Below are 1,126 nucleotides of genomic sequence, written 5' to 3' on the forward strand. Positions count from 1 at the left end.
CATTCCATCGAAACAAAATTCCTCCAGTTTAGCGGACGTTTTGTCCGCTATTATAGTTTTTACGAGGCACAGGCCTTGATTTAAATTCATGGCCAAAATTCTCCTGGTCTTTTTAAAAATATACCAAAGACATAGCCTTCCTTGCCATCTCTCAATTTTACTTTTACCCAAGGGGCCACATTCTCATCTATTTCCTCTATTTTTCCTGTATCTTCTGTTACTGCAACACGTGATTCTTTTTCTAACTTCACTACAACTTGACCTTTTCTAGATGGTGAATTTCTCACTAATACGTTAGATTTTCTTACTACATACTCTCCTGTATCCATGTAAGGAATAAGATCATAGCATTTATGCGGGCATGAAGATGGATTTAGATCTGTTCTAGTTTTCCATTCCTTGCCATCAAAATCAACTGCCGTCCTTTCCCTACAACTATCGTTAACATAGTCATTAGTATCCCAACATTTTTCGCTAACGTATCGGCCACTTGTATTAACCTCAAGTGACCTACCGCATTCATAATATCCCCATTCGGGCTTATCTAGCTTTTCATCTTTTGAATATAGTGTTGAAAATGCATAACAATAGTTACTCTCAGAATATTGTCCGTCAAAATACGAAATGAATGTTTTTCCTTTTTTTAGAGACGAATGGAAGAAGTTAACATATAAACCAACAGCACGAGAGGGTTCACGCCTATATTCTTTTATTTCCAAATCAAAAGATTTAAATTTTGTTTTTATGATTTTATTACCTTTGACTTCCGTTACTGTAGGCTTTTCTTTGATTCCCAATCGATTTAATATATAACTAAAGTTATCTTCTTGCGGCGTAATCGCTTCTTTGTATTTAGGAATCAATATGTCTAATTTATTCTCTGGTTCTCCAGAAATGCTTTCACAACAAAATACAAAAAACGGAATAACAAATATTAGATATTTCATACTTTTCATTTTCTCCCCTTATTTTTTTATTTTTACTAGCTGGAAGTGTACGTGAGTATCATGCCCACCCAAATAGGATACAGAAATATTTGTTCCACTAAATTCATTAATTACATTCTGATCATTAAAAAATACCTGAAGTTTATAACCTTCAGGAACACTTTCTCCCATCACTTTAA

1 protein-coding gene is annotated in these 1,126 nt (G+C 33.9%); it reads right to left on the reverse strand.

The window, feature by feature from the left end:
* Window positions 1-86 precede the first annotated feature (86 nt).
* Window positions 87-947 carry an SH3 domain-containing protein gene (locus EHS11_RS03460; protein ID WP_167884334.1) on the reverse strand — a complete coding sequence of 287 codons (861 nt, stop codon included), beginning with the start codon at window positions 945-947 and terminating at the stop codon, window positions 87-89.
* Between the last annotated feature and the right edge of the window lie 179 nt (window positions 948-1,126).

It is taken from the genome of Leptospira ilyithenensis, from assembly GCF_004771005.1.
Taxonomy (GTDB): Bacteria; Spirochaetota; Leptospiria; order Leptospirales; family Leptospiraceae; genus Leptospira_A; species Leptospira_A ilyithenensis.